The 12,923-nt window shown below is 71.4% G+C and carries 12 protein-coding genes; 6 read left to right on the top strand and 6 right to left on the bottom strand.

Annotation, left to right across the window (positions count from 1 at the left end; translation table 11 throughout):
* Position 1: 1 nt before the first annotated feature.
* Entirely contained in the window at positions 2–1,495 is a 1,494-nt protein-coding gene (locus tag ACQUQF_RS06215) for a CoA-acylating methylmalonate-semialdehyde dehydrogenase (protein ID WP_435176841.1), read from the top strand.
* A gap of 74 nt (positions 1,496–1,569) precedes the next feature.
* Complete coding sequence (locus tag ACQUQF_RS06210; protein WP_435176840.1) at positions 1,570–3,261, top strand: aldehyde ferredoxin oxidoreductase family protein; 1,692 nt, start codon at positions 1,570–1,572, stop codon at positions 3,259–3,261.
* Between the two features lie 39 nt (positions 3,262–3,300).
* Here the strand turns inward: ACQUQF_RS06210 and ACQUQF_RS06205 are convergent, their stop codons facing one another.
* Positions 3,301–3,855, bottom strand: coding sequence for an NUDIX hydrolase (locus ACQUQF_RS06205; protein ID WP_435176838.1), 555 nt, complete (start codon positions 3,853–3,855; stop codon positions 3,301–3,303).
* A 164-nt stretch (positions 3,856–4,019) separates the two neighbouring features.
* Between ACQUQF_RS06205 and ACQUQF_RS06200 the strand changes: the two genes are divergently transcribed.
* On the top strand, positions 4,020–4,208 hold the full coding sequence (locus ACQUQF_RS06200) for a hypothetical protein (protein ID WP_435176836.1): 189 nt from the start codon (positions 4,020–4,022) through the stop codon (positions 4,206–4,208).
* 87 nt (positions 4,209–4,295) lie between these two features.
* Here the strand turns inward: ACQUQF_RS06200 and ACQUQF_RS06195 are convergent, their stop codons facing one another.
* Positions 4,296–6,212, bottom strand: a complete 1,917-nt coding sequence (locus ACQUQF_RS06195; RefSeq protein ID WP_435176834.1) for a PQQ-dependent sugar dehydrogenase — start codon at positions 6,210–6,212, stop codon at positions 4,296–4,298.
* A gap of 328 nt (positions 6,213–6,540) precedes the next feature.
* Here ACQUQF_RS06195 and ACQUQF_RS06190 point away from each other — a divergent pair, with 328 nt between their 5' ends.
* A complete protein-coding gene (locus ACQUQF_RS06190) occupies positions 6,541–7,152 on the top strand; it encodes a YqaA family protein (protein ID WP_435176832.1) in 612 nt (203 codons plus the stop codon).
* A 30-nt stretch (positions 7,153–7,182) separates the two neighbouring features.
* On the opposite strand, the gene ACQUQF_RS06185 is transcribed toward ACQUQF_RS06190, so the two are convergent.
* The 3 genes from ACQUQF_RS06185 to ACQUQF_RS06175 are packed head-to-tail and all read right to left on the bottom strand — an operon-like array spanning position 7,183 to position 9,746.
* Complete coding sequence (locus ACQUQF_RS06185; RefSeq protein ID WP_435176830.1) at positions 7,183–8,115, bottom strand: UbiA family prenyltransferase; 933 nt, start codon at positions 8,113–8,115, stop codon at positions 7,183–7,185.
* Between the two features lies 1 nt (position 8,116).
* Positions 8,117–8,944 (bottom strand): sugar phosphate isomerase/epimerase family protein, encoded by an 828-nt coding sequence (locus ACQUQF_RS06180; protein WP_435176828.1) that lies wholly within the window; start codon positions 8,942–8,944, stop codon positions 8,117–8,119.
* A gap of 1 nt (position 8,945) precedes the next feature.
* On the bottom strand, positions 8,946–9,746 hold the full coding sequence (locus ACQUQF_RS06175; RefSeq protein WP_435176826.1) for a TatD family hydrolase: 801 nt from the start codon (positions 9,744–9,746) through the stop codon (positions 8,946–8,948).
* Between the two features lie 370 nt (positions 9,747–10,116).
* Between ACQUQF_RS06175 and ACQUQF_RS06170 the strand changes: the two genes are divergently transcribed.
* Both ACQUQF_RS06170 and ACQUQF_RS06165 read left to right on the top strand, forming a co-directional pair.
* Entirely contained in the window at positions 10,117–11,352 is a 1,236-nt protein-coding gene (locus tag ACQUQF_RS06170) for an inositol-3-phosphate synthase (RefSeq protein WP_435176824.1), read from the top strand.
* Positions 11,342–12,751: an alkaline phosphatase family protein gene (locus ACQUQF_RS06165; protein ID WP_435176822.1), complete on the top strand. Its 1,410-nt coding sequence runs from the start codon at positions 11,342–11,344 to the stop codon at positions 12,749–12,751. The genes ACQUQF_RS06170 and ACQUQF_RS06165 overlap by 11 nt, the downstream gene beginning before the upstream one ends.
* Here the strand turns inward: ACQUQF_RS06165 and ACQUQF_RS06160 are convergent, their stop codons facing one another.
* Positions 12,752–12,889, bottom strand: a complete 138-nt coding sequence (locus tag ACQUQF_RS06160; RefSeq protein ID WP_435176820.1) for a TRASH domain-containing protein — start codon at positions 12,887–12,889, stop codon at positions 12,752–12,754.
* Between the last annotated feature and the right edge of the window lie 34 nt (positions 12,890–12,923).

Raw genomic sequence — 12,923 nt, 5'->3', positions numbered from 1 at the left:
GATGAGCGAGACGCCGCTGTCGACCGGCGACGAGACGGAGGCCGCGCGAGCGCAGAACTACGTCGGCGGCGAGTGGCGCGACCCCGCCGGCGAGGGCGAGCAGGAAGTGGTCGACTCCGCGACCGGCGAGCGGGTCGGCGTCACGCCGTTCAGCGACGCGGCCGACGTCGACGAGGCGGTCGCGCGCGCGAACGAGGCGTTCGAGGACTGGTCGGCCCGCCCGGTCGAGGAGCGCATCCAGCCGCTCTTCGAGCTCAAGCGGCTCCTCGAAGAGCACCAGGACGACCTCGCGGAGGTGCTGGTCGAGGAGCACGGCAAGACGTTCGCGGAGGCGAAGGGCGAGCTCCGCCGGGGCATCGAGAACGTCGAGGTCGCCTGCGGGATGCCGACGATGCTCCAGGCCGGCCACCTCCCGAACGCGGCGCCCGACATCGACGAGACCGCGGTCCGCCAGCCCCTCGGGGTGTTCACGGCCGTCACCCCGTTCAACTTCCCGGGGATGATCCCGCTGTGGTTCCTGCCGTACGCGGTGGCGTCGGGCAACGCCTTCGTCCTCAAGCCGAGCGAGCGCACGCCGTTCACCGCCCGGAAGCTCTTCGAACTCATCGACGAGGCGGGCTTCCCGGACGGCGTGGTCAACCTGGTCAACGGCGGGCCCGACACCGTGAACGCGCTGCTGGCCCACGACGACGTGGTCGGCGCGTCGTTCGTGGGCTCGACGCCGGTGGCGAAGCACGTCTACGAGACCGCCGCGAAGCACGGCAAGCGCGTCCAGGCCCAGGGCGGCGCGAAGAACCACATCCTGGTCTCCGAGTCGGCGGACCTCGACTTCGCGGCCGAGCAGACGGTCTCCTCGGCGTTCGCCAACTCCGGCCAGCGCTGCCTCGCCAACCCGGTCGCGGTCGTCCACGGCGACGTCTACGAGGAGTTCGCCGACCGCGTGGTCGACGAGGCGGAGAGTCTGACCGTCGGTGCGGGCCTCGACGAGGACACCGAGATGGGACCGCTCGTGACGGCCGACCACGAGGCGACGGTCCGGGAGTACGTCGAGACCGGCGTCGAGGAGGGCGCGACGCTCCTGCTCGACGGCCGGGAGCGCGACGCCGACCTCCCCGAGGAGGGCCACTACCTCACGCCGACGGTGTTCGGCGACGTCGACCCCGAGATGACGATCGCCCGCGACGAGATCTTCGGCCCGGTGCTCGCGCTCATCCGGGCCGAGGACTTCGACGACGCGCTGTCGGTGCTCAACCGGAGCGAGTACGGCAACGCCGCCAGCGTGTTCACCGAGCGCGGCGCCGAAGCCAAGCGGTTCCGCCACGAGGCCGAGGCGGGCAACCTCGGCGTCAACGTCGGGACGGCCGCGCCGATGGCGTTCTTCCACTTCGGCGGGCGCAAGGCGTCGTTCTTCGGGGACCTCCACGCCCAGGGCGACGACATGGTCCGGTTCTACACCGACGAGACGGTGTACATCGAGCGCTGGCCCGAGGAGTGAGGCGGGTCGACGGCACCGGTTCCCCGAGCGGCGGGTGACACATATTTATTAATCCGAAATCGAAAACTGTGACCATGAACCACGCGAAAGGACCGCTCCTGACGATCGACGTCGGCGAGCGCGAGACCCGTACAGAGAACGTCGACGACGTGCTCGCATCGTTCATCGGCGGCCGCGGCGTCGGCACCAAGCTGGCCCACGACCGCATCCCGTTCGACGCCGACCCGCTCGGCCCCGACAACAGCCTGTTCTTCACGACCGGGCCGATGCAGATGTCCCAGATGAGCTTCACCGGGCGGATGAACGTCACGGGCGTCTCGCCGCTGACCGGCGGCCTGCTGTCGTCGAACGCCGGCGGGTTCATGTCCCGGCACTTCGCCGACACCGGCTACGGCGCGGTCGAGATCGCCGGCGAGAGCGACGACCCGGTCGTCCTCCACGTCACCGACGAGGGCGTCGAGTTCGAGGACGCGTCGGACCTCGAAGGCGCCACGGTGCCCGAGACCTGCGCGTACATCGAGGACGAGCACGGCCTGGAGTCCGAGCACGTCGCCTGCATCGGCCCCGCGGGCGAGAACCGGGTCCGGTTCGCCGCCATCATGACGACCGAGGAGCGGGCGTTCGGGCGGGGCGGCCTGGGCGCGGTGCTGGGCGCGAAGAACGTCAAGGCGGTCACCTTCGACGGCGACTCGCCGCCGGAGATCGACATCCCGGCGGACCAGATGGAGATCCACCGCGAGGCCGCCACCACCGACCACATCATGAAGGAGCAGGGCACCGTCTCGGTGATGGACCTCGCCAACGAGATGGACGGGCTGCCGTCCTACTACTTCTCCGAGCAGTCGTTCGAGGGCGCCGACGGCATCAACGGCGACTCGGTCGCCGAGAAGAAGTACAAGAAGGGCACCTGCTCGGCCTGCGCGTTCGCCTGCAAGCTCCCGACCAGAGACGAGGAGGCCGGCGTCGAGACCGAGGGGCCGGAGTTCGAGACCGCGATGGCGTTCGGCTCGAACGCGGGCATCGACGACATCGTTGACGTGATGAAGTCCAACGAGCTCTGCGACCGGTACGGCATCGACACCATCTCGACCGGCAACACGGTGTCGGCGTACCTCGCCAGCGAGGACGCGTTCGGCGACGAGGAGCTCATCCTCGACCTGGTCGAGAAGATCGCCCACCGCGAGGGCGTCGGCGACCTGCTCGCGGAGGGCATCGACCGCGCCCACGAGGAGCTGGGCGTCGAGAACTGGACCGTGAAGGGCATGGACTTCGCCGCCCACGAAGGCCGCATCCTCCACGGCCAGGGCCTCTCCTACGCCGTGGCCAACCGGGGGGCCGACCACATGTACGCCACCTTCTACTCGGTCGAGTACCCCCTCGTCGGCAAGGACGAGGCGATGGAACCCACCGGCCTCGAGGGGAAACCCGAGCGGCTGGTCGAGCGCGAGAACCTGATGGCGCTCAACGACGCGGGCGTCGTCTGCAAGTTCTCCCGGGACTTCATGAGCCCCGAGCGCTACGAGATGCTGTTCGACGCCGACTTCGAGGACCTGCTGGCGATCGGCGACCGCATCGTGGAGCTCGAGCGCCACTTCAACAATCAGCGGGGCATCGCCCGGGACGCCGACCGCCTGCCCTACGACATCCCCGGCTTCGAGGAGGCGCTCGACGAGTACTACGCGGTCCGGGGCTGGAACGAGGACGGCACGGTGCCCGACGCGAACGTCTCGGGCGGCGGGGCCGGCGCGGCGAGCGCGGACGACTGACCTCCGCGCTGATCGTTCCCCTTCTACTCGATTTCTCTTCTACTCGACGTCGAAGGCCGTCTCGATGCGCCTGCGGTCCGACTCCCGGAGGCGGTCGGGCGACGACAGCACCTCCGCGACCGGCAGGAAGGCGGCCTCGAACCCCTCGAACTCCGGGGTCGGCTCGCCCGACACCTGCGAGCGCTCCAGGGTGTACGTGACGAGGTAGAGCGCGACGTCCGGGAACTCGGCGTGGTGGATGGTCAGAAACTCCGGGTCCGCGGGGTCGGCGCGGAGGCCGGTCTCCTCGGCCAGTTCCCGGACGAGCGCCTCCCGCGGCCCCTCGTCGTGCCTGACGTGCCCGCCGGGGAGGCTCCGGACGCCCTCGTGCTGCGGGACGGGTTCGTCGAGCAGCAGGACCCGGTCGGCGTCGTCGTCGCGGACGACCGCCTGCACGCCCGCCACCGGGTTCCGCGACAGCACGAGGTCGCACTCCGGGCACCACGGGTGCTCGCGCCCCTCGAACTCGGTGACGCCGACCGCGGCCCCGCACCGGTGGCAGTGGTCGGGCTCGACCGCGACGGAGTCGACGTCCGGGAAGTCAGGCGTATCCATGCCTGTCAATACCACTCTCGGCGTGGAAAGCGCTTCTACGTCACGAAAATTGGGGATGATAGAGTTCACCCGTTCCCCTAACTCACTCTCCCGCTCCGGCGCCCGGGGCGACCCACCGCCCACAGAGTGAAGCGCCGCCGCGCCGAACCGCCCACGGTGGTTCCGTGACCAGTGGCCCAGACACCGACCCCGGCGAGGACCCGATCGTCGGCGACCCGGACGGCATCCGCATCGACGAGGGCGACCAGTTCGACTACGCGCTGACGCGGCCGGACGGCGGAACGTTCGGCTTCGACGCGATCGAGGTCGCCGACCTCCGCGAACTCCTGGAGGACATGCAGGGCGACGGGTGACCCGACACGAGACGCCGCTCGACGTGCTGGCCGTGTGAGGCTCGCCGCCGAAGAAAAAGTGACGGAAGCGTGGCGAAAGCCGACTCCTCAGCGGTCCTGCGCCGCGGTCGTCGTCTCGTCGGTGTCGGCGCCGGCCTGCGTCGTCTGCCCGCCGTCGCCCTCGCCCGGCGGCACCAGCTTCAGCACCGCGCCCTCGTTGCCCTCGGGGACGCCGCGCTTGCCCGCGAGGACGTAGATCTCGCCGTCGGGGCTCCGGCCGAACTGCCGGACGAACCAGCTGAAGTCGCCCCGGATGACCAGTTCCTCCATGTCCCAGAGCTCGTCGCGCGGGACGACCTCCGGCCCCTCCGGTGGCACCTGCTCCTGGCCGCCCTGGGTCGTCGTCTCGCCCGGCGTGCCCTCCTCCGCGGGCGCCTTCTCGATGTTCTCGCCCTCGGCCGGCTCCACCGTGGTCGTGGTCTCGTTCGCGGTGGTCGTCTGGTCCTGGAACGCGGCCTCCTGCGTGGTCGTCTGCTCGCCCGCCGCGGTGGTCTGTCCACCTTCCGCGGTCGTCTGGGTCCCGCCGCCCTGGTCGAACCCCTCGGGCGGCGTCGCGGCCAGGATGCGGCCGGCGGGCCGCCGGCGGGTCGGGTCCTCGGTCCAGACGCCGTAGATGTACTTGCCCTGCAGGCCCGAGATGGTCGACTGCTCGTACCGGTGGCCGCCGACGATGGTGATGCCGACCCAGCCGCCCTCGTACTCGTGGGGGAACTCCACGATGGGGTCCTGCAGCGGCGCCCCGCCGTAGGGCTGGTCGGGCGCGTTCGACGGACAGTCGGTGATGGCGCCCGGGGTGCTGGGCCGCTCGGTGCTGAAGCAGTGGGTGCCCTCCTTGACGTTCCAGCCGTAGTTGCCGCCCTTCTCGACCACGTTGGCCTCCTCCCAGAGGTTCTGGCCGGCGTCGGCGACGAACATGTTGCCCTGGCTGTCGAACGAGATGCCGAACGGGTTGCGGAACCCGTAGGCGTAGATCTCGTCGCGGCCCGGCGCCTCGCCCGAGAACGGGTTGTCGTCGGGGACGCCGTAGGGCGTGTTCTCGCCCTGGCTGTCCACGTCGATGCGGAGGACGTCGCCCATCAGGTTGTGGACGATGTCCTGGCCGTTGCCGCCCGTGTTGGCCTCGTACCAGTCGGGGACGTGGCCGTACATGTTGTCGTTCGCGCCCCCGCCGTCGCCCATCGGGACGTAGAGGTAGTCGTCCGGGCCGAACGCGATCGGGCCGGCGTCGTGGTTGTACTGCGGCGAGGGGATCCGCAGCAGCTCGCGCTCGGAGTCGAGGTTGCCAGTGGTGCCGTCGTCGCTCGCCCGGAACTCCGAGACCACCTCGATGTGGTCCCAGTTGATGGTGCGCAGTTCGTCGGTCGGCGGCGCGCTGTAGTGGAGGTAGAACCGGCGGTTCTCCCCGAAGTTCGGGTGGAACTCGATGCCGAGCAGCCCCCGCTCGTCGTAGCTCTGCTGGGCGTCGGCGTACAGGCCGTAGAACCGGCCGAGTTCGACCATCCGGTCGCTGACGTCGATGAACGGCTGCTCGCGCACGCCGTCGTCGGTCATCTCGTACACCTCGCCGGTCTGGTCGGCGACGAACTCCCGGTTCTGTCCGGGCGCGACCGCGAAGTCGGTCGGGGCTGTCAGCGGGCCGTCGGCGACGACCTGGGTGCCTACCTCGGTCCCCTTCTCGAAGAAGCTCTGCTGGCCGCCCTGCTGGGTCGTCGTCTCCTGGTCCGCCGCGCCGCCGTCGTCCCGGCCGGCCGCGAGGCCGCCCAGGCCGACGACCGACCCGGCCGCGACGCCCTGCAGGACGGTGCGCCGCGACGTGCCCGCCCGTCGCTCCGCGGCCCGTTCGTGGACCATCTCGTCCTCGGTCTCCGCGCGGTCGTTCTCCGTCTCCTCGCGCGGCCGTTCGTCCGCGCTCGCTCGGTCCGCTCTCCGCTCGTCGTCGGGGTTCTCGGTGTCGTCTGTGCTCATCGGAAATCCGTTAATTGGCGTCGGTGACTCCGCAGATAAGGACGGGGCATCGTTGCGGTTTCGATCCGGTGATTACGACTTCGTACCGGTGATTACCGGTCGTGCGGTCGGGAGAACTGCCGTCGTACGGTCGATACGGTTGGCCTATGGAACGAACGCTGATAGGTCCGGTCGCGCCGAAACGGGCCGCCGCAGGACGGCGGTTTCCGCCGGCGACCGGCCGCGGGATTCCGCGCGGACCTCGGTCGCGTCCGAGCCCGTCACCGAAACGAGGTCGTAACCTGTCCTCCCCAAGACGTATCACGGTGTTCGGCGTATCCGCACGGCGATGCGCTGGGCGGCGTTTCCGGGGTCGGTCGAGCTCTCGCGGGAGCTGTTCGTCTCGCTCGGCGCTCCGGGACTGTTCGCGGTCGCGTTCCTGGAGTTCTTCCTGTTCCCGGTACCGCCGGACTTCGTGCTCGTGCCGCTCGCGGTCGCGAACCCGACGCTGGCGTTCGGCTACGCCGCCGTCGCCACCGCCGGGTCGGTGCTGGCGGGCGGGCTCGGCTTCCTGGTCGGTCGGGCCGGCGGTCGCCGGGTCCTCGACGGCCGGTTCGCCGGCGACCGCGTCGAGCGCGCCGAGGCGTACGTCGAGCGACACGGCGCGGCGACCGTGGCCGTCGGCGCGTTCGCCCCGATTCCGGAGGGGTACGAACTGCTGTCGGTGGCGTCGGGGGCGCTGGGACTCGCGCCGCGGTCGTACCTCGCGGCGTCGCTCGCCGGGCGCGGCGGGAAGTACTTCCTCGAGGCGGCGGTGGTACTCGCGCTGGGTGAGGCCGCCCGGTCGCTCGGCGAGACGCAGCTCTACGCGGTACTCGGTGTCGCCGCGCTGGTCGCCGTCCTCGCCTACCTCCTCGGTCGGCGGTGGCGCCCGACCCTGTTCGGGTCGGCGACCGACTGACGCGCCCCGGGACGCGTGGGGAGACGCGCTTCAGGAGACGTCGAACCGGCGTTCGAGCCCAACCGCCGGCAGGAGAAACGCCGCGATGGCGACCGCCCAGCCGGGGCCGACCGTCGCCACGAACGCGGCGTCCAGTATCACCAGGCCCAGGACGCACTTGCCGACCGCGGACCCGACGGTCCCGGGATCGGGGCTCCGGTAGGCCCGTCGGAGCGGGCCGGCAATCCAGGCCCCGAACCCCGCCCCCAGTGCGAGCGTCGCCGCCGCTTCGGGGAGCGTCGGGGCCGCGAGCAGCAGTCGCCCGAGCAGCGCCGCGGTCGCGACGACGGCGCCCGCCGCGGCGACGAGGACGCGGCCGCGCTCGCCGGTCCGGGTCTCGGCGTCCGCCATGTACGTCACGGCCGCGACGTAGGCGGTCACCGCGAGGACGACGCCCGCCCCGGACGCGGACAGCGCGACCGCCGCCCCGGTCGCCGCCGTCGTCCCGAGCAGCACGTTCAGCCCGCGGACCGCGCCCATCGTCGCGAACCCGACCGGGCCGCCCTTCAGCGCGCCGTCGTACAGGAGGACACCGGTCGCGACGGCGGCCGCGGCGACGCCCCCGCCGACGCCCGCCGCGAGCCCCGCCGCCGCGACGCCGCAGGTGAGGAACAGCGCGCCCAGCCCGAACCCCGTCCGCCGGGACACCCGCCCGGAGGGGATCGGTCGCTCCGGGCGCTCGGTCGCGTCGCTCGGCGCGTCGAACGCGTCGTTCAGCGCGGTCCCGCCGGCGTACAGCAGGACCGAGGCGACCGCGAGCCCGGCGACCCCGCCGAGGGGAACGCCCGCCCCGGTTCCGGCGGCCAGCGCGGCCCCCAGCAGGACGTCGGGCGGCGCGGTGAAGAGGTTCGGCACGCGGACGAGCTCGGCGTACCGCGCGAGCGAGCCCGGGAGGCCGGACGCCGACCGCGTGCCCCCGGCCACGTCACGCCCACCCGCGTTCCTCCAGGTAGGTCATGGCGTCGCGGGCAGTCTCGGCGGCGGTCTCCTGGTACGGGTAGAGCTCGACGGTGACGAACCCGTCGTAGCCCGAGTCGTCGACCGCCTCGAGGAAGGCGTCGATGTCCATCCCGCCCTCGCCGAGCTGGGTGTGCTCGTGCGTGCGGTCGGCCGGGATGTCCTCGAGGTGGTAGTGGGCGGCGTACTCGCCGAGCGTCTCGACCGCGGCGGCGGGGTCCTCGCCCACGCAGAACAGGTGGCCGGCGTCGAAGTTGCACCCCACCGCGTCGGAGTCGACCGCGTCCATCAGGTCGAGGAACTGGTCGGTGGTCTCGACGAGCAGGTCGGGCTCGGGCTCCACCAGGATGTCGACGCCCGTCTCCTCGGCGGTCGGGACGAGCTCGCCCAGGGCCTGTGCGAACGTCTCCATCGCCCACTCGCGGGACTTCCCGTCGGGGACCGGCCCGCCGGGCTGAATGGAGATCGAATCGGCGTCGAACGCGTCGGCGAGTTCGAGCGCCTCCCGGGTGTAGTCGATGCGCTGCCGGCGGTACTCCGCGTCCGGCTCGACGTAGGAGGGGTGCTGGAAATCCTCGGCCGAGATCATGAACGCGTTGCAGTTGCTGATCGCGAGCCCGTTGTCGTCGAGCGCGTCCCTGACCGCCGCCACGTCGGCCTCGTCGGTGTCGTCGGGGTGGAGGTGCGACGCGCCGAACAGCAGCTCGACGCCGTCGTACCCCAGCTCGGCCAGCGTCTCGACGGTCTCGACCGGGCCGTACTCCTGGAACGCGTTGGCTGAGAATCCGAACTCCATGTTACGGCTCGTAGTCGAAGTTCGGCGACCGGTCGAAGAACTCGTAGGGGTTCTCGAGGACGACCTTCCGGACCTCCTCGCGGTCCCACCCGCGGTCGAGCATCTTGTCGCGGGCCTTCGGCACCGCCAGCGGGTCCGAGGGGTCCCAGTCGGCCGCGCTGTTCAGGATCATCTTGTCCGTGCCGTACTCCTCCAGCAGGTCGATGGCCTTCTCGTCCTCGATCTTCCCGGGGTAGAGCGTGAACCCGACGTAGCAGTCGGTCTCGAGGGCGGTGTCGATGGTGTTCTCGGTGTTGTGGTCGATGATGATGCGCTCCTCGGTGACGTCCTCGTCCTGGATCATGTCGACGATGGTCCGGGTGCCCTCGGGCTTGTCGGTGTGGGGCGTGTGGACGATGACGGGGAGCTCGCGCTCCTCGGCCATCCGGAGCTGGCGCCGGAACGCCTCGCGCTCCTCCTGGGTGTCCTGGTCCAGGCCGATCTCCCCGACGCCGACGACGGGGTCGCGGTCGAGGTACTCGGGGATGCGTTCGAGCACCTCCTCGGCCATCTCGGGGTAGTTGGCCTCCTTGGGTTCGAGCCCGATGGTCACGTAGTGGTCGACGCCGGCGACGCGCTCGGCCCGGTCGGTCTCGTGCTCGATGATCTGCTCGAAGTAGTCGAAGAACGACCCGGCGTGCTGTTTGTCCTGCCCGCTCCAGAACGCCGGTTCGACGCAGCACTCGATGCCGGCCAGTCGCGCCCGCTCGTAGTCGTCCGTCGAGCGCGATATCATGTGCATGTGCGGGTCGATGATTGGCATGCCCACGCACCTCGTCGGGGAGTCCCTTTGTTATTCGTCGGTTTCCCGCGTCCGGCCCCGAGACGCCGGAAAGAGACCGTTTCGACCGGACGGCCACTCCCCGCGAACCAGACCCGATCCCGAGTCCGGGTGCGCGTAACCCCGTTCCCCCTCCGGTTATTCGGGTGTTCCGTCACCGCGGCGGCCGGGCGCTCCCGGTTATCAGGCGATGGGAGCCGCGTTCGCATCAGCGAAACTACTGGATAACTAAGCGGCTGGCCGCCGAAGGCCGGCGGGTGATGGACGGAACTGCGGCTTCTGCGGTCCGACTTCGAGCACCGGGAACGAAGCTGTCCGCGCCGGGCGAGCGCGCAGGCGAGCGAGGGGCACGATGACCGGAACGGGGGTCTGGCTGATCGGCGCGCGCGGCAACGTCGCCACGATGGCGGCGGTCGGCGCCCGGGCGCTGGCCCGCGGCGAGACCGAAGAGACCGGCCTGGTGACGGCCCGGCCGCCGATGGCGGGGCTCGCGCTGCCCGACGTCGCCGACCTGACGTTCGGCGGCCACGAGGTCCGGGAGGGGAGCCTCGTCGAGTCGGCCCGGACCATGGCCGCCGGCGGCGCGCCCGACCGCGACACCGTCGACGCGGTGGCCGACGACCTCCGGGCCATCGACGACCGCGTCCGGACGGGCACGGCGGTCAACGCCGGCGAGACCATCGCGGCCCTCGCCGACGACGCCGCGGACGCCGAGCGGTCGCTGGCGGCGGTCGTCTCCCGCATCCGGGACGACTACGAGTCGTTCCGGGCGGCCCACGACCTCGACCGGGTCGTCGTGGTGAACCTCGCGTCGACCGAGGCCCCGGTCGAGGAGCCCGGGCGCTACGACACCCTGGCGTCGTTCGAGGACGCCGTGGCCGACGACGATCCGGGCCTGCCGGCGAGCTCGCTGTACGCCTACGCCGCCCTGAAGGGCGGCCACCCCTACGTCAACTTCACGCCGAGCACCGGGAGCGCGCTCGGCGGCCTCCGGGAGCTCGCGGTCGAGAACGGCGTCCCGCACATGGGCCGGGACGCCAAGACCGGCGAGACGCTGGTGAAGTCGGCGCTGGCGCCGATGTTCGCCGGCCGGAATCTCCACGTGATGTCGTGGGAGGGCCACAACGTTCTCGGGAACGCCGACGGCCGCGTCCTGGAGGACGAGGCCAACGAGGCGGGCAAGCTCCAGAGCAAGGGCGGCGTCCTCGAGGGCATCCTGCCCGACATCGAGCACAACCGGGTGCGGATCGACTACACGCCGTCGCTGGGCGACTGGAAGACCGCCTGGGACTACATCCACTTCGAGGGGTTCCTGGACACCGAGATGAAGCTGCAGTTCACCTGGGAGGGCTCGGACTCCGCGCTGGCCGCCCCGCTCGTCCTCGACCTGGTCCGGCTCGTCGCCTACGCCGACGAGCGCGGGGAGGCCGGCCTCCAGCCCCACCTCGCGTCGTTCTTCAAGGCGCCGCTGGGCGTCGACGACCACGACTTCTCCCGACAGCTCGAACGGCTCCGGGAGTACGCCCGGGAGCGGGGCGGCGACGAGCGAGGCGACGCCGGCGCGGAGGTGGACGCCGGTGGCGACTGACGGCGGCGTCGACGACGCCGGGACCGGCGAGGCGGGTCGGGTCGTCGTGCTCGACGTCGTGGGGCTCCGTCCCGAACACGTCGCGGTGGGGCTGGCGCCGAACGTCGCCGAGACGCTGGGCGAGCGCGCGACCGCCCCGCTCCGCCCGCCGTTCCCCGCGGTCACCGTGCCGGTCCAGACGACGCTGGGCGAGGGCCGGTCGCCCGCGAGCCACGGCGACGTCTCCAGCGGCGAGTACGACCGCGAGCGGGAGACCGTCGCCTTCTGGGAGCGCGACCGGGGCGACCGCGACCGCATCTGGGAGACCGCGAGCGAGGCCGGGCTCACCACCGGCGCGCTGTTCTTCCAGCACCTCATCGGCACCAGCGCCGACGTCGCGGTGACGCCCTCGCCGATCGAGGACGAGAACAACGACCTGATCGAGATGAACTGCTGGACCAACCCCGACGGCTTCTACGACGAACTGGAGGCCGAGTACGGCCACTTCCCGCTCCACCGGTACTGGGGCCCCGGCGCGAACGACGAGAGCAGCGAGTGGATACTGAACGCGGCCGGCGAGGCCGTCGAGCGGTACGACCCCGACCTGCTCTGGGTGTACGTGCCCCACCTCGACTACGACGCCCAGCGACACGGGCCGGACGCGCCCGAACTCGAGTCCGAGGTCGGGACGGTCGACGAGCTCGTCGGGGAGTTCCTCGACGACCTCCGCGAGGGCGACCGGTGGGACGAGACCGTCGTCAACGTCGTCAGCGAGTACGGCTTCCACGCGGTCGACACGCCGGTGTTCCCCAACCGCGCGCTCCGGGAGGCCGGGCTGCTGTCGGTCCGCGACGACGGCGAGGGCGGCGAGGTGGTCGACCTCCCGGCCTCCGACGCGTTCGCCATGGTCGACCACCAGGTCGCGCACGTTTACGTCGACGCCGACGCTGCGCCGGACGCCCGCGAGGCGCTCGCGCCGCTCGACGGCGTGGCCGAGGTGCTGGGCGACCGGGGCAAGGCCGAGCGCGGCGTCGACCACCCGAACGCGGGCGACTTGGTGCTGGTCGCGGAGCCCGACGCGTGGTTCCAGTACTACTGGTGGGACGACGACGGGGACGCCCCGGCCTACGCGACCGACATGGACATCCACGCGAAGCCGGGGTTCGACCCGTGCGAGCTGTTCTTCGGCGACTCCGGGCTGGTCTCGCTCGACCCGACGAAGGTGTCGGGGTCGCACGGCCGCGTCGACGACGAGACGCCGGCGGTCTACGGGCTCGGCGGCCCGGCGGCTCCCGACGTGGCGCTCGACGGGCCGGTCGACGCGCGGGCGGTCGCCCCGACGATCGCCGACCTGCTCGGCGTCGCCGACGACGTGGAGATGGACTTCGAGGCGCCGTCGCTGCTGGCGTCGCGGGACTGACTACCGGAAGGTCGCGGGGGCCCGCTCGAACTCCTCCTTGTGCTCGTCGCAGCAGAAGCGGTACGTCTCTCCCCCGTGGGTGGTCGTGAGGTCCTCGTACTCGTGGACCCGTCCGCCGCAGACGGTACACTCGGCCATGGCCCGGAAACGGGCGACGGACGCGACCAAAAGG

Source organism: Halorussus sp. AFM4, assembly GCF_051194995.1.
In the GTDB taxonomy this organism is placed as follows: domain Archaea; phylum Halobacteriota; class Halobacteria; order Halobacteriales; family Haladaptataceae; genus Halorussus.
This window is presented reverse-complemented; position numbering and strand designations above follow the sequence as displayed.

Coding starts and splice junctions, on each gene's coding strand:
- ACQUQF_RS06215 (WP_435176841.1), top strand. CDS start 2: ATGAGCGAGACGCCGCTGTCGACCGGCGACGAGACGGAGGCCGCGCGA.
- ACQUQF_RS06210 (WP_435176840.1), top strand. CDS start 1,570: ATGAACCACGCGAAAGGACCGCTCCTGACGATCGACGTCGGCGAGCGC.
- ACQUQF_RS06205 (WP_435176838.1), bottom strand. CDS start 3,855: ATGGATACGCCTGACTTCCCGGACGTCGACTCCGTCGCGGTCGAGCCC.
- ACQUQF_RS06195 (WP_435176834.1), bottom strand. CDS start 6,212: ATGAGCACAGACGACACCGAGAACCCCGACGACGAGCGGAGAGCGGAC.
- ACQUQF_RS06190 (WP_435176832.1), top strand. CDS start 6,541: ATGCGCTGGGCGGCGTTTCCGGGGTCGGTCGAGCTCTCGCGGGAGCTG.
- ACQUQF_RS06180 (WP_435176828.1), bottom strand. CDS start 8,944: ATGGAGTTCGGATTCTCAGCCAACGCGTTCCAGGAGTACGGCCCGGTC.
- ACQUQF_RS06175 (WP_435176826.1), bottom strand. CDS start 9,746: ATGCCAATCATCGACCCGCACATGCACATGATATCGCGCTCGACGGAC.
- ACQUQF_RS06170 (WP_435176824.1), top strand. CDS start 10,117: ATGACCGGAACGGGGGTCTGGCTGATCGGCGCGCGCGGCAACGTCGCC.
- ACQUQF_RS06160 (WP_435176820.1), bottom strand. CDS start 12,889: ATGGCCGAGTGTACCGTCTGCGGCGGACGGGTCCACGAGTACGAGGAC.